We start from the raw sequence: 20,915 nt of genomic DNA on the forward strand, positions 1-20,915 counted from the left end.
CCCGCGCGGAACAGGCCCAGGACCGGGTTCGCCGGAGCGGCGTCCGGACCTCTCCGCTCCTGGGGCTTTACGTCGCACGGGCTGTCCGTGCATGATTAGTCATGACAGTGAACAAATTGAGGTTCGGCCGCCCGACCGGCTGCGGACCCACGGCCCCGAAGGCGGCACCACCATGACGGAACGCTTCGCACCGACCCCCGAGGACAAGTTCACCTTCGGTCTGTGGACCGTGGGCTGGCAGGGCCGCGACCCCTTCGGTGACGCGACGCGCGCCGCGATCGACCCGGTCGACTCCGTCCAGCGCCTCGCCGAGCTCGGCGCGTACGGCGTGACCTTCCACGACGACGACCTGATCCCCTTCGGCTCCTCGGACACCGAGCGCGAGGGCATCGTCAAGCGCTTCCGCCAGGCGCTCGACGCGGCCGGCCTCGTCGTCCCCATGGCCACGACGAACCTCTTCACCCACCCCGTCTTCAAGGACGGCGCCTTCACCGCCAACGACCGGGACGTCCGGCGCTACGCCCTGCGCAAGACCATGCGCAACATCGACCTGGCCGTCGAGCTGGGCGCCACCACCTACGTCGCCTGGGGCGGCCGGGAGGGCTCCGAGTCCGGCGCCGCCAAGGACATCCGCGTCGCGCTCGACCGGATGAAGGAAGCCTTCGACCTCCTGGGCGACTACGTCACCGAGCAGGGCTACGACCTGAAGTTCGCCATCGAGCCCAAGCCGAACGAGCCGCGCGGCGACATCCTCCTCCCCACCATCGGCCACGCCCTCGCCTTCATCGAGCGCCTGGAGCGCCCCGAGATGGTCGGCGTCAACCCGGAGGTCGGGCACGAGCAGATGGCCGGGCTGAACTTCCCGCACGGCATCGCCCAGGCCCTGTGGGCGGGCAAGCTCTTCCACATCGACCTCAACGGCCAGTCCGGCATCAAGTACGACCAGGACCTCCGCTTCGGCGCCGGCGACCTGCGCCAGGCGTTCTGGCTGGTCGACCTCCTGGAGAACTCCGACTACGCCGGCCCGCGCCACTTCGACTTCAAGCCGCCGCGCACCGAGGACTACGACGGCGTCTGGGCCTCCGCCGCCGGCTGCATGCGCAACTACCTCATCCTCAAGGAGCGCGCCGCCGCCTTCCGCGCCGACCCGGCCGTCCAGGACGCCCTGCGCGCCGCCCGCCTGGACGAGCTGGCCCAGCGCACCGCCGAGGACGGCGTGGCCGGGCTGCTCGCCGACCGCTCCGCGTTCGAGGAGTTCGACGTGGACGCGGCGGCCGAGCGCGGCATGGCCTTCGAGGCCCTGGACCAGCTGGCGATGGACCACCTGCTCGGCGTCCGCTGACCCCACGGGGCCGGCAAGGGGGCGGACGCACGAAGCGTCCGCCCCTTCCGCGTGTCCCGGACCGCCGTCTTTCGCATGTCCCGGGCCGCCGTCTTCCGTGTGTCCCGGGCCGGCGCCTTCCGTACGTCCCGGGCCGGCGCCTTCCGTACCTCTCAGGCCGGCGCCGGGCGCGCGTACGCAACCGGGTCGGCCAGCACGTCCGTCATCACCAGCGCCGCCGCGCCCCGGGCCGCGTCCCCCGCGACCGACGACGCGCGCAGCCGGCCCCCGTCGGGCGCCCAGAGCCCGGAGACCACCCGGCCCGTCAGCTCCCCGTCGGCCGGCGCGGCCAGCCACGGCATCAGGTTCCGGTAGATCCCGCCGAGCACCACCGCGTCCGGGTCCAGCAGATTGACCGCGCCCGACAGCACCCGCCCCAGCATCCGCCCGGCCTCCGCGACCGCGCCGACCGCCCGCTCGTCGCCCGCCCGCACCCGCCGCTCCAGCTCCGCGACCCCGAGTCCGCCGCCCCCGTCGATCCCGGCCGCCCGCAGCAGCGCCGCCTGTCCCGCGTACTGCTCCAGGCAGCCGCGCGAACCGCACCGGCACTGCGGACCGCTCGGGTCCACCACCACATGGCCGATCTCCCCGGCGAAGCCGTGCGCCCCGCGCAGCAGCTCGCCGTCGATCACCAGCGCACCGCCCACGCCGATCTCACCGGTCAGATAGAGGAAGCTGCGGATGCGCTCCAGGCCGCCGAACCACAGCTCGGCCAGGGCCGCCAGATTCGCCTCGTTCTCCGAGCGGACCGGCAGCTCCTGGTGGCCCGGGTGCTCGGCGGTCAGCGCGGCGGCGAACAGTTCCTCGGCCGGGACCTGGTTCCAGCCCAGGTTCGGTGCCTGGCGCACCGCGCCGCCCGAGACCAGGCCCGGCAGCGCCAGGGCCACACCGACCGGGTAGAGCTCCTGCTCCCGCGCCGAGTCCAGGGTGCGCGCGGCGATCCCGGCCGCCCGCGCGAGGACCTCGGCGGGCGGGGTGCCCCGGTTGTCCAGGTGCTCGGTGAGACGGACCCGGCCGGTGCCGGCCAGGTCGACCACGCACACCGACACGTAGTCGATGTTGACCTCGACCCCGAGCCCGGCCGGCCCCGTGCGGGCGGTTCTCAGCGCGGTCCCGGGGCGGCCGGCCTGCCCGCTGAACGTCTTGCCGGACTCGGTCAGGAACCCGGTTTCGAGCAGCTGCTCGACCAGCGAGGACACGGCGGCCCGGGTCAGCCCCACGCGCGCGGCGACACCGGCCCGGGTCGCCTCGCCCTCGTCGCGGACGGCCCGCAGCACGAGGCTCAGATTGCTGCGCCGGACGGTGTCCTTGTCGGCCTTGGGCCCCAGCGGTGTGAGGTTGCTCTTCATATCGGACCTGAGCCTATGCGATTCCGTACGCCAGTACGGTCGCGATCCGGGCGAACCGGGCCCCGCACCGCGGGGCCCGGCCCGGGGCTCAGGAGGCGGACGCCCCGCGCTCCTCGAGCATGTCCGCCATGAGCGCGATCTCCGACTTCTGGGCCAGGGCCATGCCCGACGCCAGGTTCCTGATCTCCTCGGTCTTCGCCGCCGAGGCCGCCGCCCGCGCCATCTCGGCGCCGGACCTGTGGTGCGTGGTCATCAGCCTCAGGAACAGGATCTCGGCGTCCCTGCCCTTAGCGGCCCGCAGCTCGTCCAGCTCGGCGTCGGTGGCCATGCCGGGCATCAGCGCGCCGTCACCCCGCGGGGTGAAGGTGTGCCCCATCCACGCCATGGGCGGCCCGGGGGAGCTCTTCGCCCGGCCCCACATCTCCAGCCAGCCCAGGAGCATGCCGCGCTGGTTGGCCTGGGTGTTGATGATGTCGAACGCCAGCCGGCGCACCGCCTCGTCCGAGGTGCGGTCCCGGACGATGAACGCCATCTCGACCGCCTGCTGATGGTGGACCGCCATGTCCCGCGCGAACCCCACATCGGCCGAGGTCTCGGCCGGCGCGGCGGCGGACGCCGCCGCCGAGGGCGCCGACGTCGACGGGCGTACGAAGGTCAGCGCGATCAGGGCCAGCGCCAGCAGCAGCACCGCACCACCGGCCACCACCAGGGGCCGTGAGGTGCGCGGGGCGGCCGTCACCCGGCGATCCCGCCGGTGCAGGCGGCGCCCGGCTCAGGGGTCTGCGGGCCCTGCACGTACTTCGTGAAGAACTGCGCGACACGGGGGTCGGTGGCGCTCTTGACCGTGAGCTGCTTCCCCCAGGCACTCAGCATCAGCGGCGCGGCCTGGTCCTCCACCGGGCTCATCAGCGAGTACGGCGTGGCCGACACCCGCTCGTTCAGCTTCTTGACGTCGGCGGGCTTCGCCTCGCTGGTGTACGTGACCCACACCGCGCCGTGCTCCAGCGAGTGCACGGCGTTCTCCTTCGGTATGGCGTCGGTGTAGACGTCACCGTCGCAGTTCATCCACACCGGGTTGTGGTCGCCGCCGACCGGCGGGTTCATCGGGTAGTCGACGGTCTTGTCGACATGGTTCTGGGTCAGCTTGTCCCAGCTCTTCTCGCCGGTGACGGGCGAGGTCTTGGCCTCGGCCTCGGCCTTGTCCTGCTCATCGGCCGCATTCATCAGATAACCGCCGCCGACCACGAGCCCGGCGACCACCAGCACGCCTACGGCGAGCGTGATGACGCGGGAGCGGCGCTCACGGGCCCGCTCCTGACGGCGGGCCTCCTCCAGCTTGGCGCGGCGGGCGGCGGCGGGGCTGTTCTGCTTCCCGGTGTTCTGCTTGCCGGTGTTCTGCTTGTCGGCGGAAGCCATGACGGGTCCTTCGGTTCATAGGGTCGTGAGACGGACTGCGTACGGCAGGGGGAGCCGCCGCACCCGCGAACGGGCACGGGCGTCCCCGGCCGTCCTAGGTCCGCTGAACCTGAAGGCGCAGGGGGTCGACCTCGCCGACCGCGTCGTTGGAAGGGCCCCGGATCGACTCACCGCCGGTCAGGGGGCGGTGCGGGAGCAGCGCCACGGCCGTCGAGGGGACCGCCGCCGGACCCGGCTGGGCGGGCAGCACGACGGGCGCCGAATGCTGCGAGGCGTCGTGGCAGGAATCCCCCACGCCCCGGTCGCCGGGGGCGTCGGCCGTCACGACCCGGACCACCGTGAGGTCGGTCTGCGTCGCGAGGGCCGAGGCCGGGGCGAACTCGGGGGAGGGGTGGGGGCGTACGGGCTGCGTCGCGCAGCACGAGACGAGTGTGACCAGGACGAACAGCCAGGCGAGCGCGACCGGCGCACCGGTGCCGCGCAGCCGCTCCGCCCCCTCGCTCACCCTGTTCATCCCGCACATCGTACGCGGCGCGTTGAAGATTCAAGCAGTGCGCGGGAAGAAGCGGCGAACCTGTGGATTCCACCGGCGGGAGCTCGGTTCCGGCCGTGGCGAGATAGTGTGCCCCGGTGACCACGCACTCGAACGTATCTGCGGGCTGGTATCCCGATCCGCACGGCGCCCCTCAGCTGCTGCGCTACTGGGACGGTTCCCAGTGGACGGAGCACACCCACCCCGCGGGCGATCAGGCCCAGGCCCCCGCGCAGCCGCAGCAGCAGCCGCAGGCCCAGGTGCCGCAGCAGCCGGCGGCGCCGCAGCCCACGGCCGTTCCCCAGCAGGGTGCCCCGCAGCACCCGCAGGGCGGCGCCCCCGGCGGCTCGCTCTTCGATCAGCAGGTCCTGGTCGTGAACCAGAAGGCCAAGCTGATCGAGGTGACGAACGAGTACAGCGTCTTCGATCAGCACGGCAACACCATCGGCTCGGTCGTCCAGGTCGGCCAGGGCGCCATGCGCAAGGTGCTGCGGTTCCTGACCAGCATCGACCAGTACCTGACCCACCGCCTGGAGATCCGCGACGCGCACGGCCGGCCGCAGCTGCTGCTGACCCGCCCCGCGAAGTTCATCAAGTCCCGGGTCGTCGTGGAGCGCCCCGACGGTCAGCCGGTCGGCGAGATCGTCCAGCAGAACGCCATCGGCAAGATCAACTTCGCGATCATGGCCGGCGGACAGCAGATCGGTGCGATCAAGGCCGAGAACTGGCGCGCCTGGAACTTCGCGATCGTCGACCACAACGACCAGGAGATCGCCCGGATCACCAAGACCTGGGAAGGGCTGGCGAAGACGCTGTTCACGACGGCGGACAACTACGTCCTCCAGATCCACTACCAGCTGCCGGAGCCGCTGCTGAGCCTCGTGGTGGCGACGGCCCTGACCGTGGACACCGCCCTCAAGCAGGACGCCCGCGGCCTGGGCTGAGCCCGGGCCCCGCGCGCCCGGGCACAGGGACGCCCGCACCCCGGACCGGGTGCGGGCGTCCTCGTGCGCTCAGCGGGGGGCGCGGTCCGGCGGCCCCTCGTCGGCGGGCCCCAGCCGGGAGAACACCGCGGCGAGGACCACGGCGGCCAGGGCTCCGGCGGCCACCCCGCTGCCGAACACCGTACGGGCCCACACCGGCAGTCCCGCGTACATGTCGGGGGCGAAGACCGGCAGCAGGCCGACGCAGAGTGCCAGGGCCACCACGATGCCGTTCGTGCCGTGGCCGAGGTCCTCCCTGCTGAGCATGGAGAACCCCATCGTCGCGATCACGGCGTAGATGATCAGCCCCGCGGCACCGACCACCGGCTCCGGGATGGCGGCGAGCAGCCGGGTGAGCGGCGTGATCAGACCGCACGCGATCAGCAGCACCCCGGCGCCCGCCGTGACGAACCGGCTGCGCACCCGGGTGAGCTGGACGATGCCGATGTTCTCGGCACTGGTCACCATCAGCGACGTACCGAAGACACCGGCGCCCAGCGAGGTCACGGCGTCGGCGCGGGAGATCCGCGGCACATCGCGCGCCGCGTCCGGGGTCCGGCCCACCGCCTCGCTGTTGAGCACGGTCTGCCCGGTCGCCTCGGCCAGCGAGGCCAGCGCGAACACCAGCAGCGGCACGGCCGCCAGCAGATCGAAGTGCGGGGTGCCGTACGGGAACGGGTCGGGCAGCGCGAACGCGCTGCCGTGCGCCATGTGGAAGGCCGTACCGCTGAGCGCGGCGACCAGCGTGCCGCCCGCCAGCCCGAAGAGCACCGACATCTGCCGCCAGATGCCGCGCAGGAGCAGGAAGAACAGCGCGGTGATGCCGAGCGTGGCGAAGCCGAGACCCGGCCCTGAGGCGATCATCGGCGCGGTGATCTTGATCATGTTGATGCCGATCAGGACCACCGTGGTGCCCATGACCAGCGGCGGGAAGTACCGCACGAGGCGCCCGTAGAGCGGCAGCACGGCGATCAGGAAGACCGCCGCGATGAGGACCGAACCGGAGGCGGTGGCGGGACCGTGCTCCTTGGCGACCTGGAGGAAGATCGCCACCGCCGCGCCGCCCGGCAGCATCAGGAACGGCAGCCGGGCACCGATCCGCAGGGCCCTCACCCCCAGGGACTGCAGGAGCGCGCCGATGCCGCAGAGCAGCAGCGTCGCGCTGAGCAGCGATGCCGTCTGGGACGCGGTGAGCGACAGGGTGGTGCCGATCAGGATGACGGAGGAGACGGGGGCGGCGACCCCCGCGAGCAGGTGCTGGAAGGCGAGCGGGGCCAGCCGGGGGAGCGGCAGCCGCTCGTCGACCGGTGCGACGGACGGGGCCGGTGCCTCGGGGGCGGCGGCGGGGACGGGGGAGGCCACGGTCCGGCTCAGCCCTTCGGGACGTCGAGCCAGGGAAGCTCCTGGGCCGAGTAGCGGTAGGAGCGGAACACGGCGTTGGGCTCGGAGGGGAACAGCTTGCGCACCTCTTCCTCCTGGTAGCCGCCGAAGAACGGCACCACGTACTCCCAGCAGAGGTAGCCGTCCGCGGTCACCTCGAAGAGGCGTCCCGCCGGGGAGTCCGTCACCAGGGTGTTGCCGTTGGGCAGGCGCTGGGCGCTGCCCATGAACGGGGCGAAGAACGACTCGCGGGCCGGGTCGTGGTACTCCCAGGCAATGGTGCCACTCGACCGGTCGATCTCGATGACCCGGCTGAACGGCACGTCCCAGTGCGGCCGGAAGACGCCGTTGTCGAAGACGAGGAAGTTGCCGTTGTCGAGTTCGGTCGGGCAGTGCTGCTGCGAGACGACGCCGGGTTCGCTGCGCCAGATGATCTCACCGGTCGCGCGGCTGATGACGACGACGGCGGAGACGGACCGGAAGCTCGCCAGGATGTTGCCGTCACTGGTCGGCAGCACGCTGTTGATCAGCGGGTAGTGCTCGCGCGCGTAGTCGGGGTGCAGCGGGAAGGCCTCGCGGTCGAGGTGCTCGGAGACCTTCCACTCCCACACCGTCTTCCCGTCCGCGTCCACCTCGACGATGGTGTCCGCCCACACCGTCCCCTCGGCCTCCGAGCCGGGCACGCCGCCCCGGACCGCAGCGGCGGCGTCGCCGGTCAGCGGCTCCAGCGCGGTGTAGAGGATGCGGCCGTCGCCGTAGTGGTGGGCGTCGTGGTGCTGGTAGCGGTCGCGGTGCTCACGCACGACCGCGCCGTCCGGGGTGATCTCCTGCATGATCCCGCCGCGGTACTTGTGCCACATCGGGAAGAGCGCCGGCTCGTCCGGCAGGACACCGCTGTAGGCCAGATTGCCGTTGGGCAGGATGCGGGCGTGCCGCCCCGGCCGGTACGGGAGGTTCCACTGGTGGACCACCTCGCCGCGGAGGTCGATCAGATACACCTCGCCGCCGCCGGTCAGCGGGGCGAAAAGGGTGTATCCGCCATAGCTGGCGTCTTCGTCCAGGGCCATGAGCCCGGTACCGCGGCGCCGTCGCTGGTTCTGGTCGACGAGAGGCATGAATCGGCCCTCCTGGTTAATTTTTTTAGGTGGCAGTTAAAAGATTAACCGGCCCGGTAGGCTGCTCACTGCCCCGCCGGCTGTGGCGTGCGGCACGTGGGACACGGAGTGGATGAGATGAGCGAAGCGGACACCTTGCTGGTCGGGCCGGGAATCCGCCGCCGGCGGCGGGCGCTCGAACTGACCCTCGCGGAGGTCGCGCGGCGGGCGGGGCTCTCCGTCCCCTTCCTCAGCCAGATCGAGAACGGCCGCTCCCGGCCGAGCATGGGATCGCTGCAGCGCATCGCCGACGCGCTCGACACGACGGCGGTGCAGCTGATGGCGACGGCACAGGCGCCCCGCCCCGTCGACGTGGTGCGCGGCACCTCCGCCTCCGTGCGGGAGTCCGGCGCGGACGGCGACGGCCGGATGCGGCCCCTGGTCCGCGGCCACCAGCGCCTGCACGCGCTGGAGTTCACCGGTGACCATGACTGGGGCCGCGAGTTCCGGCACCGCAACGACGAGATCCTCTACGTCGCCGACGGCTCGGCGGAGGTCGAGGCGGACGGCGACTTCTACCGCCTGGAGCGGGGTGACACGCTCTACTGCGCCGGAGGTCTCGTGCACCGCTGGCGCCCCATCGAGCCGGGCACCCGGGTCCTCGTGGTCGGTATCGCGGACCACGTCCAGGTGATGGACGAACAGAGCGGGTGAGGGCGGGCGCCCCCGGACACCGGTACGCCGCGGGCAAATAGTTTACGGGTGTAATACCTGCTAAGGTGTATGGGTGAGTGATACATCGATAAGGGCCGGCCGGCCCTCCGTCCGCAGGCTCCCGCTGACCGGCCCGCTGCGCCTGGCGCGGCCGTCCGACATGTGGTTCAAGCCCGCCACCAGCGTCGTCGTGGCCACCGCGATACCCAACCTGGTGCTCCTCGCTCTCGGCCGGCTCGATCTGGTGATGTACACGATGGCCGGCTCGCTCTGCGCGCTGTACGGCCACAACCTCCCGTACGCCCGCCGCGCCGGCACCGTCGCCGCGGTGGTCCTCGGCATGACCGCCGGCCTCGGCGCCGCCCTCGTCGTCGCCTCGCTCACCGGATCGGCCGCCGTCCTCATCGCCGCCGGCGCGCTGCTGGCCGCCGGCCAGAAGCTGCTCTGCGACGCGACCCGGATCGGGCCGCCCGGACCGGTGATCTTCACCTTCGTCAGCTCCGCCGCCCTCTTCGTCCCCCAGACGCTCGCCCAGGTCCCCGGCCACCTCGCCCTGACCCTCGGCGCGGGCGCCGTCGCCTGGCTCGTCGCCGTCGTCGCCCCTGCCCTCGTCCGCCGCGACGGACCCGAGCGCCGGGCCACCGCCCGCGCCCTGAACGCCGCCGCCGCGCACGCCGCCGCCCCCGGCCCCGCCACCCGCCGCGCCGCCGTCGCCGCCGTGCACGCCGCCTGGCAGACCCTCCTGGCCGCCGGCCGCCCCACCCCGGCCCGCCGGGCCCTCGAACGCCTCCTCGTCCACGCCGAGACCTCGGTCCTCGCGAGCACCCCCGACCCCGCCGACGCCGGCCGGCTCCGCGAGTGGGCCCGGCTCACCCGCGCCCGGGGCCCCGTGCCCACCCCGCCCCCCGCCCCCGGCACCGGCGCCGAACTCTTCGGGATCGACGCCGAGCGCACCGCCCTGGCCGGCGCCCCGCTCCGCGCACTGCTGAGCCGGATGGCCCCCGGCTCCCCGCTGCTCCCGGTCGCCGCCCGCACGCTCGTCGGCTGCGCCCTGGCCGGGTACGTCTGCTCGGCGGTGGGCGTCGGCCGTCCGTACTGGGCCATCGTCACCGCCGCCTCGCTCTACCAGGCCAACGTCACGCTCTCCTGGAACCGCACCCTCCAGCGGACCCTCGGCAACCTCATCGGCGTCCTGGTCTTCGCCGCCGTCCTCCCGGCCGCCCGGACCGCCCCGCTCGCCCTCATCGGCTTCTGCCTCCTCTTCGCCTTCTCGGCCGAGGCGCTGATCACCCGCAACTACTGGCTCGGCTCCGTCGCGGTGACCCCGATGGCCCTGCTCGTCCTGGAGTACGCGGGCAGCCATCCGGCCGGTGAGCTGATCGGCGACCGGGTCCTGGACACCGTGATCGGCGCCGCCATCGGTTTCCTCGCCGCCGTCCTGGTCACCAACCGCCGCGCCACCGGACGCGTCGAGCGCGCGCTGGCCGACGCCGAACGCGCCCGCGCCCACGCCGTGCGGGCCCTCGCCGAGCCCGGAACCGCGCCCGCCGCCCTGGACGCCGCCCGCCGCCGGCTCACCGGCACCCTGGTCGAGCTGCGCGAGGCGGACGAGACCGCGGCCGGCGAGTGGTGGCAGCCGGCCCTGCCCCGGGAGGCGGTGCTCGCCGCCGAGCAGGCCGGACACCGTACGCTCGCGGCGACAGCGAAACGGCAGGGGCTGTTCGTCCCCGCCCAGGAGAACGGAGCGGTGTGACCGACGACATCGTCGCCTCGGTGGTCCGGCAGTGGCAGGCCGTGAACCCGGAACTGGACACCGGGCCCATGGAGCTCATCGGCCGGATCAACCGCTGCTCCGCGCTGCTCCAGCAGGCCGAGGACGCCCCGCTGCGGGCGGCCGGGCTGACCCGCGCGGAGTTCGACCTCCTCGGAGCCGTACGCCGTACCGACCGCGAACTCACCCCCGGTGAACTGGCGCGGGAGACCTTCTCCTCCGGCGCCGCCGTCACCAAGCGGCTGCGGGTCCTCCAGGAGCGCGGCCTGATCGCCCGGCGCGGGGACGAGCGCGACCGCAGGGTCGCCTACGTCCGCCTCACCGACGAGGGCCGCGACCTGGTCGACGGACTGCTGCCCCGGCAGCTGGCGTACGAACGCGCGGTGCTCTCCGGCCTCGACGCCGGGACCCGCGACCGGCTCAGCGCGCAGCTCAGCGAGCTCCTGGTGCAGCTGGAGGGGCGCATCGGGGGCGCCCGCCGGTAGGCGGCGCCGCACGGCATCACTCATACGGGCGCCTTCGTTCATATGTGCCCATCTCTCGCCCCGCAGGGCGATTCTTCCTTATTCCTCCGCCCCGTCACTCCCCGCACACGCCCGAAGGCGGTGCGTATGAAAACTCGTGAGCGTACTACCGCGGGAGCGCTCGCGCAGGGGGTTGGAGGAATGTGCAAAAGCGCTGATTCGATCTGACTAAGCTCACGCGCAGTGAAGCCGAGTTGAGGTGAATTCGCGCGCTTGTTCTCTTCGTTCATACAAGCGCCGAATCTCCGGAATACATCCCGAATCAACCGCCAGAGGTTCAGATGGCCCGTGTTGAATCACCGCCGGCCGGCCGGGAAGCCCCCGTCGCCCGCGCCCTGTTGCTGCCCGTCGTCGTGATGGCGGGGGCAACCACCGCCGCGGCGGCGCTGGTTGCCGAGCCCGCGCGGATAGCAGTCGTGTGGTGCGGGGCATTCGCCACCGTCGTGGTCGCCGCGCTCGCGGTGGAGATCGCCCGCCGCGGCCGGACGATCCGCCGCCGGAACGCCGAGTACCAGCAGCGCGTCTCCGCCCTGGAACGGCGCATCGCCGAGCACGACGAAGAGACCACCCGCATCAGCAAGGAGCTGCTGCCGTCCGCCATCCACCGTCTGCGCGTGGGCAATTCGCCCGACGAGGTGCTGCGCGACGTGGTGGACTCCGACCCGGTCTACCGCCACCTGCCCGACTCCCAGCGCTCCCTCGTCTACACGGTTCTCGACATCATCGACAACGAGGAAGCGACCCGGGACTCCGCGCAGCGCGCCTTCGTCAACGTCGCCCGGCGCGTCCAGGCGATCGTCCACCGGCAGGCCAGTGAGCTCCGTGAGATGGAGGAGCACCACGGGCGCAACCCCGACGTCTTCGACGACCTGCTCCGCATCGACCACGGCACCGCGCTGATCGGCCGCCTCGCCGACTCCATCGCGGTCCTCGGCGGCGCCCGCCCCAGCCGCCAGTGGCCCAAGCCCGTCCCGCTGTTCAGCGTGTTGCGCGGCGCCATGTCGCGCATCCTGGAGTACCCGCGCGTCGATCTGCACTCGATCGCCAAGGTCGCCATCATCGGCACCGCGGTCGAACCGCTCATCCACGCCTGCGCCGAACTACTCGACAACGCCACCCGCTACTCGCCCCCGCAGACCCGGGTGCACGTCACCGCGGTCGAGGTGCAGACCGGCATCGCCATCGAGATCGAGGACGGCGGCGTCAGCCTCAGCGAGGAGGCCCGGGCCCGCGCCGAGAACATGCTCGCCCGGGCACGGGCCGGGTCCAGCATGAACGACCTCGGTGAGTCCCCGCGCCTCGGCATGGCCGTCGTCGGCCGCCTCGCCCGGATGTACGACCTCCAGGTCTCGCTGCGCCAGTCCGCGTACGGCGGCGTCCGCGCCGTGCTCATCGTGCCCCGCGCCATGATCACCACCGGCCCGGCCCCCGGCATCGCCCACGGCATCGGCGCCACCTCGCGGCCCACCAGCGACATCGACCTCGCCGACATGCAGCACGTCGTGCCGCCCCGCGGCAAGCGCCGCAAGCCCAGCCCCGTCGCCGCACGCCCCGCGACCGGCCCGGTCGTCTCCGAGCCCGGCCCGGCCGCCCCGGCCACCCCGGCCCTCGCCATGCAGGACGACGTGCCCGTCGTGACCGAGTGGACCGCCGGCGGACTCCCGCAGCGCCGCAGCCGCGGCCGCGCCCCGCTCGGCTCGCACAACCTCCCCGCACAGGCGGCCGACCCCACCGCCGGCCGCACCAACGGCCACGGCTACGGCCAGGACAACAGCAAGGAACCGCCCCCCGGCATCTGGCTGGAGGCGTTCACCAAGGCCGCCAACGGCGTGCCCCAGGAGCCGAGGGCGGACGAAGACTCAGACGACGCGTGGGACAAGGGAGATCAGCGGTGATCCAGCAGCGGGGCAACATGGACTGGATGCTCAAGGAACTCGCCGACGACGTCCCGGACATCCACCAGATCGTCGTCCTCTCGGCCGACGGACTGCGCATCGCCCAGCACGGCGGCGACCCCGACGTCGCCGACCGGCTCGCGGCGGCCTGCGCCGGGCTCCAGAGCCTGGCGGCGGCCGTCGCCTCCGAGATCCCGTACAGCGACGGCCGGATGAGGCTCGTCGTCATCGAGGTCACCGGCGGTTTCTTCTACCTGATGGCCGCCGGGACCGGCGCCTACCTCGCGGTCCTGGCCGGCGAGACGGTGGACGCCGGGCACGTCGGGGCGCGGATGCGCGACATGGTCGTACGCATCGGCGGCCACCTCACGAGTCCGCCCCGCCACGACGGGCAGGCCGGATGAACTCTCCCCGACGAGAACGCCGCACGGCCGATCCGGCACTGAGCGACCCGGAGAGGCTCTACGTCATCACCGGCGATCCCGACGGCAGCGAGCGGGCAGCGCTCGACCTGGTCACGATGATCGTCTCGAAGTCGGAGCCGACGCCGACGGTCCAGCCCGAGCAGGCCGTGATCCTCCGGCTCTGCCAGGCCCCGTTATCCGTCGCCGAGCTCTCCGCCTACCTCAGCCTGCCGTTCAGCGTGGTGACCTCGCTCCTCACCGAACTCCTCGCCACCGGTCTGATCGAATCGCGCGCGCCGATCGTCCGCGCGACCCTCCCGGACCGTTCCCTCCTCGAAGCGGTGATGCATGGACTTCAGAAACTCTGACACGATCACGGGCCCCCGCAGCGAGGACGTCCTGCCCACCACGGCCACCGCCGCGGTGAAGGTCGTGATCGTCGGAGGCTTCGGGGTCGGCAAGACGACCATGGTCGGCTCGGTCAGCGAGATCCGGCCGCTGACCACCGAAGAGACGATGACCCAGGCCGGCGTCGGCGTGGACGACAACTTCGGCGTGGAGAGCAAGACCGCCACCACCGTCGCCATGGACTTCGGCCGGATCAGCATCAGCGAGGAACTGGTCCTCTACCTCTTCGGCACGCCCGGCCAGGAACGCTTCTGGTTCCTCTGGAACGGCCTGTTCGAAGGCGCTCTCGGAGCCGTCGTCCTGCTCGACACCCGCCGGCTCGAAACGAGCTTCGACGTCATCGGGCGGCTTGAGGAGCGCGGGGTGCCGTTCGTCGTCGCCATCAACACCTTCCCCGACGCACCGAAGCACCCCGTCGAAGCGCTGCGCGCCGCCCTGGACCTCCCGGAAGAGGTCCCGATAGTGGATTGCGACGCGCGGCTGCGCGGCTCCAGCCGCGATGTGCTGCTGACCCTGATGCGCTATCTGCACAGCCTCGCCCTCCCGCTCGGCTGACCCCTGCGCGCACCCTTCCCGAACCCGTTCCGCGCGTCCCCACCGCGCCCCCGACCGTCGGGCCCCGAGGCCCGACCCCTGGAGCGATCGTGACAACCCCCTTCCCCTACGAGCACGGCCCGGTCCCGCCCCCCGAGTGCCCGGCCCACGGCCTGGGCGTCGGACCCGGCGGCCTGCGCCGGCTCTACGGCCCCGAGGCCGAGCAGGACCCGCACGGCCTGTACGAGAAACTGCGCGCCGAACACGGCACGGTGGCCCCGGTCCTGCTGCACGGCGACGTGCCCGCCTGGCTGGTCCTCGGCCACAGCGAGAACCTGCACATGACCCGTACTCCCTCGCAGTTCTCCCGCGACTCGCGCCGCTGGCGGGCCCTGCAGGACGGCAGCGTCGCCCCCGACCACCCGCTGGCGCCGATCTTCACCTGGCAGCCGATCTGCGTCTTCGCCGACGGAGCCACCCACGAACGCCAGCGCGGCGCCGTCACCGACTCGATGGCCCGCATCGACACGCGCGGCGTGCGGCGCCACGTCAACCGGTACAGCAACCGGCTCGTCAACGGCTTCTGCCGGGAGGGCCGCACCGACCTCGTCGCCGACTTCGCCGAGCGGCTGCCCATGATGGTCATGTGCGCCATCCTCGGCATGCCGGAGGAGTACAACGACCGGATGGTCGAGGCGGCCCGCGACATGATCAAGGGCACCGCGACCGCCGTGCAGAGCAACGCCTACGTGGTGGGAGTGCTCACCCGCCTGGTCGAGCGCCGCCGCCGCGAACCGGCCGACGACTTCGCGACCTGGCTCGTCGAGCACCCCGCGAACATGAACGACCAGGAGGTCGCCGAGCATCTGCGGCTCATCCTGATCGCGTCCTACGAGGCCACCGTCAACCTGATCGCCAACGTCCTGCGCATGGTGCTCACCGACCCGCGCTTCCGGGCCCGGCTCAGCGGCGGCCACATGACCGTCCCCGAGGCGGTCGAGCAGACCCTGTGGGACGAGCCGCCGTTCACCGCCGTCTTCGGCCGCTGGGCCGTCGGTGACACCGAACTGGGCGGGAAGCACATCAAGGCCGGCGACGCCCTGATCGTCGGCATCGCACCGGCCAACACCGACCCCGTGGTCCGTCCCGACCTGACCGCCAACATGGAGGGCAACCGCTCCCACCTGGCGTTCAGCGGCGGCCCCCACGAGTGCCCCGGACAGGACATCGGCCGGGCCATCGCGGACGTCGGTGTGGACGCCCTGCTGCTGCGACTGCCCGACCTCGAACTCGCGGTGGACGAGAACGAACTGCGCTGGGTCGGCAACTTCATGAGCCGTCACCTGGTGGAGCTGCCCGCCGAATTCGCCCCCCGCTCCCCGCAGGACGACCGGGAGCCGCCGTCCATGGGCCGGCCCAGCGCGGCCCGCCAGGACTGGGAGGTCCAGTCCGCCGTACGGCACACCGCCCCGACCCCCGTCCGCGCCCCCCTGGACCCGGCCCACGCGCCGTCGGCCGCCACCCCGGCGGGGGCGACCGCGACGGTCGACGGATCGGCGGAGGCGCTGTCCGGGGCGGCGGGCGACGGCACGGCCGGCGGCCGGGTCCCGCGCCAGCGCAAGCCCGGCGGCCCCGCCCGCCTCTGGCGCGTCGTGACCCGCTGGTGGAGCGGCGACTGACGCCGGAGCCGCCCCACGTACCATGCGGAAGCGTGAAGCTGACAATTCTGGGCGGCGGCGGATTCCGGGTACCCCTGGTCTACGGGGCGCTGCTCGCCGACCACGCCGAGGGCCGGGTCACGGCCGTCACCCTCTACGACACGGACACCGACCGGCTCGACGCCGTCGCCCGGGTCCTCGCCGAGCAGGCCGGTCCCCTCCCGGACGCGCCCGCCGTACGCGCCACGACCGACCTGGACGAGGCCCTGCGCGGAGCCGACTTCGTCTTCTCGGCGATCCGGGTCGGCGGCCTCGCGGGCCGGGCCGCCGACGAACGCGTCGCGCTGGACGAGGGCGTCCTCGGCCAGGAGACGGTCGGCGCCGGCGGCATCGCGTACGGGCTGCGCACCGTACCGGTCGCCGACGACCTCGCGCGGCGCATCGCCCGGCTCGCCCCGGACGCCTGGGTCATCAACTTCACCAACCCGGCCGGGCTCGTCACCGAGGCGATGTCCCGGCACCTCGGCGACCGCGTCATCGGCATCTGCGACTCGCCGGTGGGCCTCGGCCGCCGCATCGCCCGCGTCCTCGGCGCCGACCCGGACCTGGCCCGCGTGGACTACGTCGGCCTCAACCACCTCGGCTGGGTGCGCGGACTGTACGTCGACGGGCGCGACGAACTCCCGCGCCTGCTCAGCGAGCCCGGGCTGCTGGGCTCCTTCGAGGAGGGCCGGCTCTTCGGCGCCGACTGGCTGGCATCGCTGGGCGCGATCCCCAACGAGTACCTCCACTACTACTACTTCAACCGGGAGGCCGTCCGCGCCTACCAGGAGGCCGCGCAGACCCGGGGCGCCTTCCTCCGCGAGCAGCAGGAGGGCTTCTACGGCCGGATGAAGGACCCGGCGACCCCCGCCCTGGCCACCTGGGACCGCACCCGCGCGGAGCGCGAGGCGACCTACATGTCGGAGAACCGGGACGTCGCCGGGGCGGGCGAGCGGGACGAGAGCGACCTGGACTCCGGCGGCTACGAGCAGGTCGCCCTCGCCCTCATGCGGGCCATCGCCCGCGACGAGCGGACCACCCTGATCCTCAACGTCCGCAACCGGTCCACCCTCGCGGTCCTGGACGCGGACGCCGTGATCGAGGTCCCCTGCCTGGTCGACGCCAACGGCGCCCGCCCCGTCTCGGCCGACCCCCTGCCTTACCACGCGGTCGGCCTGGTCACCGCGGTGAAGGCCGTGGAGCGCGCGGTCCTGGAGGCCGCGGCGAGCGGATCGCGCGCGGACGCGGTCAAGGCCTTCGCCCTGCACCCCCTGGTCGACTCGGTCTCCGTGGCCCGCCGCCTGGTGGACGGCTATGTGAAGGCGCACCCCGGGCTGGCTTATCTGGGGGGCGTACGGTCATGACACCGCGCCCTCGGTGAGTGCGGTCAGGTCGGCCAGCAGCTCGGAAGCGGTCACCGCGTCCAGGCCGCCGAAGCGGAGGTCGTGGGGGCGGTGGTGCCAGTAGTCGGACGGTTCGACGTCGAGCCAGACGGTCTCCAGGGTCTGCTCCGGGTAGGTGTCGACCGCGCCGATCGCGATGCCCTCGGCCAGGGCGATCACCAGGTGGCCGGCGTCTCCCAGCCGCTTGGAGATCCAGCGCTCGACGCCGTTGTCCTCCGGATTCCCGCGCTGCCAGCCGTACCGCTCCAGGCCGAGGACCTTGCCCGTGGGCACCTTCGTCCCCTCGAAGCGCCTGAGGCGGTGGCCGGCGGCCTCCTCCGCGGTCAGGGCGTACACCGCTCGCCCGAGCTGCGGGAACGGCTGCACGACTCCCCGGTCCGCGAACACCTCCGACCAGGCGGCCACCGCCTCCTCGCCCAGCCGCAACGGGTGGGGCAGCCGCACGGCCGCCCCCTCGGGCAGCGCGAACGCCTCGCCCCCGACGCCGGTGAACGCGCGGTCCTCCGCCACCCGGAACGCCGTGGTCACCCCGTCCGCCTCGCTCACCCACACCAGCCGGCGCACCAGGTGCCACACCAGCGGGTGGCCGACGAACAGCTCGGTGAACTCCCGCGCCGTCCAGGAGCGGTCCGTCACCATGGCGGCCTCCAGCCGGCGCACCTGGTCGGAAGCGATCGCCCGCACCTCCTTCTTCAGGGCCATGAAGCGCTTGCGCTCGGCCACAGCCAGCTCGGGGTCGTCCTTCGCCCCGGGCTTCGGCAGGTCCTTGCGGAGCTTGCCGTCGCCGTCCCGGACACAGGGCCGCAGCTGCTCGTCGAAGCCCACGGTGAACGTCCGGCCGCCGTAGTCCACGACCGTGGAACCGTCCGCGTCGAGCCCGAGGTCGGGGACCAGCCGGTCCGAGAGCTGTTCGCCCGTCAGGCCGAGACCCGCGGCCACCTCGGCGATCTTCTCCGTCGCCCGCACCTTCAGGGCCTTGAACCTCACCCGCTGCGCCACGCCGTGCAGCTGGAGCAGCGCGACGTCGCTGCCGATCGCCGCCAGGACGTCCAGGCCCTCCACCGCCCGGTGATGGGCGTTCTCACCGGGCCAGGCGCGGATCACCGGGGTCAGCCGGTGCACCGTCCCGTCGTCGCCGAGCACTCCCAGGGCGTGCAGCGCCCACGCCTCCTCGGCGGGCAGGAGGGCGGCGCGCCACTGCTCGAAGAGCGCCCAGGCGAACTCCGCCGCCGAGGCCGCGTCCACGATCCCGAGCGCGTCGGCGAGACCCGGGTACGGCTCGCCGGGCCTGGACAGGGCGAGCATGGTCAGCAGATGGCGGACGGACTCCTCCGGCAGCGCCCCGCCCGACCCGACCGCGAGCTGGGGCAGCAGCACCGGGTCCGCCCACTGCGGCAGCTCCGGCATGACGGCGGGCAGCGCCCGCTCCAGCGGGTCCGCGGCCAGCAGCCCGGCCACCGCGTCCGCCGCCTGCTCGCCGTATCCCTCGGCGGCCTCGCGCACCGCCGCGTCCCCATGCAGCCCGGCGATCAGCAGCAGCGCCTGCTCGGCGGCGCGGCGCGCGGTCCCGGCCTTGCCGAGCGCGTCCGGCACGAGCAGCGGGGCCGCCCGTACGCCGTGCCGCTCGAACCACGCACGGGCGACGTCCGCCGTGGACTTGAGGCGCACCGCCCAGTCGGCCATGAGCCGGGCGACCCGCGCGTCGACGTACGGCATCAGGAGCGGGGCGAGTGAGGCGGGCCGGCGCGGCACGACACGCAGCAGCAGGGGCAGCGCCCCGAGGCCGAAGCGGGCGGCCACCGGCTTCAGCGTGTCCGCGGCGTCCCACACATCGGCCGGGTCCCAGGTGTCGAGCAGGGGCGCGACGCGCTCCTTCGGCCCGTGGACGTAGATCCAGGCGGGGCGCAGGTCCGACGAGCCGAGCCCGTGGCGCAGCGAGTCGAGCGTCTGATCCCAGTCCACCACCGCCTCGCGCCGGGTGTACCAGCTGCTGGTGGCCGCCCACTTCTCCCGCTCGCCGGGCCGCCACAGCGCGGCCTTCCCCGTGTCCGGCGTCAGGCCGGTGATCGTCCTGGGCCGCGGCACGGTCCGCTGCCGGGTCCACGGCGGTGTGGTGAGCACGGCCGGAAGGGCGTCGGCGGGCGCGTCCGGGAGGCGGCCGCCGGGATTCAGCAGGGGCTCCACGACGGCCGCGAGGTCGTCGTCCAGCGTCGGCAGCAGCTGCTCGGCGAGGGCGCGGTGGTGGGCGATGTGCGTGCGCAGCAGGACGGAGGGGGAGGCCGCGGGGAACTCCGCCCGGTCCCGGGCGTCCGCGGCGAGGAGCCGCAGGGCGCGGGCCGGGTAGCGGTCCATCGCGGCCAGGAGAGCCGGGCGGACCTGCTTGTTGTCCGAGTGGGCGAGCAGGGCACCGAAGGCGTCGTCGGTGGGGAACTCCACGAGCGCCTCGGCCAGCTTCCTCATCCCGTCCGCGTAGAAGTACCCCCGCTCCAGCTCCTTCGTGAGCATGGGCACGATCGCCGTCCCGATGCCCTCGGCGGCGGTGGCGATCACGGCGGGGGACCGGTCGAATCCGGCGGAGGGCGTGTGGAGCGCCGCCTGCTCCGGCGCGTCGAGCGTGCAGAAGATCAGGGAGAGGAGGCCGGAGTCGAGCTCTTCGACCGTCCCGGGGACGTCGCGGAGCTCGGCGACCCAGTCGGACTCGCTCGGTGCCAGGTAGGCCGTGACGATCTTCCGGTGGGGGTCGGTGCGGCAGGCGGACAGCGCCTCGACGGTGTCCCGGTAGGTCTCGTCGTCCGCGGCGGCGAGCAGGGCCCGCACCCGGTCGGCGGCGATCCGGCTGTAGTGCCCGGACCCGGTCTCCTGTGCCGTGGACGCCGCCTCCAGCCGGGCGTCGTAACGGCGTCTCCCGCTCTGCATGCAGTGCGTCTTGATCATGAACAGCTCCACCGCGGCGCGGGCCGCGAACGGCAGCCCGTGCAGCCGCACCCAGCTGTCCGCCCACGCGCTGGCCGGGGGCTCGTACATCCCCACCATCCGCGCCACCGCCGCCGCGCCGGCGGGGGAGGGCTCTCCGCTCAGATGGTGTTGGACCTCGGCGACCAGGGCGGCGTCGCTGCGCGGTGCGTCCAGGTACTCCTGAATCCAGGCGCGCTCCTGGTCCGTCCGCTCCGCCACCGCGTCGAGCAGCTTCCGGTCCACTCGGGCCGGCGTCCTCGGGATGCCCCCGCGCCGGGGATGGACCAGGCTTCGCCAGCCCTCCGGGAAGACGAACGTGTCCTCGTCCGTCCCGGTCTCCTCGAACTGCGACGTACCGCCCCCGAAAGGCTCCACAGCACGCACCGGCCCGCCCCCTTCATGCCCGTTGACCCCGTATTCGACGGGTTCTCGATCAGTGGTTCCACCGTAGGACCCGCCACTGACAACGCAG

General features: G+C 73.0%; 18 protein-coding genes. 11 read left to right on the forward strand and 7 right to left on the reverse strand.

What is annotated here, in order from left to right; genetic code table 11:
* The first annotated feature begins 172 nt into the window (after positions 1–172).
* Positions 173–1,342: a xylose isomerase gene (xylA, locus tag FKN01_RS11730; RefSeq protein WP_143619335.1), complete on the forward strand. Its 1,170-nt coding sequence runs from the start codon at positions 173–175 to the stop codon at positions 1,340–1,342.
* Between the two features lie 152 nt (positions 1,343–1,494).
* Here the strand turns inward: xylA and FKN01_RS11735 are convergent, their stop codons facing one another.
* The 4 genes from FKN01_RS11735 to FKN01_RS11750 form a co-directional block, all read right to left on the reverse strand.
* On the reverse strand, positions 1,495–2,730 hold the full coding sequence (locus FKN01_RS11735) for an ROK family transcriptional regulator (protein ID WP_143619337.1): 1,236 nt from the start codon (positions 2,728–2,730) through the stop codon (positions 1,495–1,497).
* An 88-nt stretch (positions 2,731–2,818) separates the two neighbouring features.
* Positions 2,819–3,469: a DUF305 domain-containing protein gene (locus FKN01_RS11740; RefSeq protein WP_143619339.1), complete on the reverse strand. Its 651-nt coding sequence runs from the start codon at positions 3,467–3,469 to the stop codon at positions 2,819–2,821.
* Complete coding sequence (locus tag FKN01_RS11745; protein WP_143619341.1) at positions 3,466–4,146, reverse strand: DUF3105 domain-containing protein; 681 nt, start codon at positions 4,144–4,146, stop codon at positions 3,466–3,468. The genes FKN01_RS11740 and FKN01_RS11745 overlap by 4 nt, the downstream gene beginning before the upstream one ends.
* 94 nt (positions 4,147–4,240) lie before the next feature.
* A complete protein-coding gene (locus tag FKN01_RS11750) occupies positions 4,241–4,660 on the reverse strand; it encodes a hypothetical protein (protein WP_143619343.1) in 420 nt (139 codons plus the stop codon).
* A gap of 116 nt (positions 4,661–4,776) precedes the next feature.
* Between FKN01_RS11750 and FKN01_RS11755 the strand changes: the two genes are divergently transcribed.
* Positions 4,777–5,622: a phospholipid scramblase-related protein gene (locus FKN01_RS11755; RefSeq protein WP_143619345.1), complete on the forward strand. Its 846-nt coding sequence runs from the start codon at positions 4,777–4,779 to the stop codon at positions 5,620–5,622.
* 69 nt (positions 5,623–5,691) lie between these two features.
* Here the strand turns inward: FKN01_RS11755 and FKN01_RS11760 are convergent, their stop codons facing one another.
* Entirely contained in the window at positions 5,692–7,023 is a 1,332-nt protein-coding gene (locus FKN01_RS11760) for a uracil-xanthine permease family protein (protein WP_143619347.1), read from the reverse strand.
* Positions 7,024–7,031: 8 nt separating this feature from the next.
* A complete protein-coding gene (locus FKN01_RS11765) occupies positions 7,032–8,156 on the reverse strand; it encodes an aryl-sulfate sulfotransferase (RefSeq protein WP_143619349.1) in 1,125 nt (374 codons plus the stop codon).
* 117 nt (positions 8,157–8,273) lie between these two features.
* Here FKN01_RS11765 and FKN01_RS11770 point away from each other — a divergent pair, with 117 nt between their 5' ends.
* The 9 genes from FKN01_RS11770 (at position 8,274) to FKN01_RS11810 (ending at position 17,449) form a co-directional block, all read left to right on the forward strand.
* Positions 8,274–8,849 (forward strand): helix-turn-helix domain-containing protein, encoded by a 576-nt coding sequence (locus FKN01_RS11770; RefSeq protein ID WP_143619351.1) that lies wholly within the window; start codon positions 8,274–8,276, stop codon positions 8,847–8,849.
* Positions 8,850–8,922: 73 nt separating this feature from the next.
* On the forward strand, positions 8,923–10,602 hold the full coding sequence (locus tag FKN01_RS11775) for an FUSC family protein (protein ID WP_143619353.1): 1,680 nt from the start codon (positions 8,923–8,925) through the stop codon (positions 10,600–10,602).
* Positions 10,599–11,105: a MarR family winged helix-turn-helix transcriptional regulator gene (locus FKN01_RS11780; RefSeq protein WP_143619355.1), complete on the forward strand. Its 507-nt coding sequence runs from the start codon at positions 10,599–10,601 to the stop codon at positions 11,103–11,105. The genes FKN01_RS11775 and FKN01_RS11780 overlap by 4 nt, the downstream gene beginning before the upstream one ends.
* A gap of 320 nt (positions 11,106–11,425) precedes the next feature.
* Positions 11,426–13,039 (forward strand): sensor histidine kinase KdpD, encoded by a 1,614-nt coding sequence (locus tag FKN01_RS11785; RefSeq protein WP_143619357.1) that lies wholly within the window; start codon positions 11,426–11,428, stop codon positions 13,037–13,039.
* Positions 13,036–13,443, forward strand: a complete 408-nt coding sequence (locus tag FKN01_RS11790) for a roadblock/LC7 domain-containing protein (protein ID WP_143619359.1) — start codon at positions 13,036–13,038, stop codon at positions 13,441–13,443. The genes FKN01_RS11785 and FKN01_RS11790 overlap by 4 nt, the downstream gene beginning before the upstream one ends.
* Entirely contained in the window at positions 13,440–13,811 is a 372-nt protein-coding gene (locus FKN01_RS11795; protein ID WP_143619361.1) for a DUF742 domain-containing protein, read from the forward strand. The genes FKN01_RS11790 and FKN01_RS11795 overlap by 4 nt, the downstream gene beginning before the upstream one ends.
* A complete protein-coding gene (locus FKN01_RS11800) occupies positions 13,792–14,406 on the forward strand; it encodes an ATP/GTP-binding protein (protein WP_143619363.1) in 615 nt (204 codons plus the stop codon). The genes FKN01_RS11795 and FKN01_RS11800 overlap by 20 nt, the downstream gene beginning before the upstream one ends.
* 89 nt (positions 14,407–14,495) lie before the next feature.
* A complete protein-coding gene (locus FKN01_RS11805; protein WP_143619365.1) occupies positions 14,496–16,064 on the forward strand; it encodes a cytochrome P450 in 1,569 nt (522 codons plus the stop codon).
* A 32-nt stretch (positions 16,065–16,096) separates the two neighbouring features.
* Positions 16,097–17,449, forward strand: coding sequence for a 6-phospho-beta-glucosidase (locus tag FKN01_RS11810; RefSeq protein ID WP_143619367.1), 1,353 nt, complete (start codon positions 16,097–16,099; stop codon positions 17,447–17,449).
* On the opposite strand, the gene FKN01_RS11815 is transcribed toward FKN01_RS11810, so the two are convergent.
* A complete protein-coding gene (locus FKN01_RS11815) occupies positions 17,444–20,827 on the reverse strand; it encodes a DUF4132 domain-containing protein (RefSeq protein ID WP_260696854.1) in 3,384 nt (1,127 codons plus the stop codon). The genes FKN01_RS11810 and FKN01_RS11815 overlap by 6 nt on opposite strands.
* Between the last annotated feature and the right edge of the window lie 88 nt (positions 20,828–20,915).

Source organism: Streptomyces sp. 130, from assembly GCF_007096885.1.
In the GTDB taxonomy this organism is placed as follows: domain Bacteria; phylum Actinomycetota; class Actinomycetes; order Streptomycetales; family Streptomycetaceae; genus Streptomyces.

Bases quoted from the DNA above. Each gene is read 5' to 3' on its own strand.
- FKN01_RS11735 (WP_143619337.1), bottom strand. From the start codon at position 2,730: ATGAAGAGCAACCTCACACCGCTGGGGCCCAAGGCCGACAAGGACACC.
- xylA (WP_143619335.1), top strand. From the start codon at position 173: ATGACGGAACGCTTCGCACCGACCCCCGAGGACAAGTTCACCTTCGGT.
- FKN01_RS11770 (WP_143619351.1), top strand. From the start codon at position 8,274: ATGAGCGAAGCGGACACCTTGCTGGTCGGGCCGGGAATCCGCCGCCGG.
- FKN01_RS11745 (WP_143619341.1), bottom strand. From the start codon at position 4,146: ATGGCTTCCGCCGACAAGCAGAACACCGGCAAGCAGAACACCGGGAAG.
- FKN01_RS11785 (WP_143619357.1), top strand. From the start codon at position 11,426: ATGGCCCGTGTTGAATCACCGCCGGCCGGCCGGGAAGCCCCCGTCGCC.
- FKN01_RS11800 (WP_143619363.1), top strand. From the start codon at position 13,792: ATGGACTTCAGAAACTCTGACACGATCACGGGCCCCCGCAGCGAGGAC.
- FKN01_RS11750 (WP_143619343.1), bottom strand. From the start codon at position 4,660: ATGAACAGGGTGAGCGAGGGGGCGGAGCGGCTGCGCGGCACCGGTGCG.
- FKN01_RS11795 (WP_143619361.1), top strand. From the start codon at position 13,440: ATGAACTCTCCCCGACGAGAACGCCGCACGGCCGATCCGGCACTGAGC.
- FKN01_RS11765 (WP_143619349.1), bottom strand. From the start codon at position 8,156: ATGCCTCTCGTCGACCAGAACCAGCGACGGCGCCGCGGTACCGGGCTC.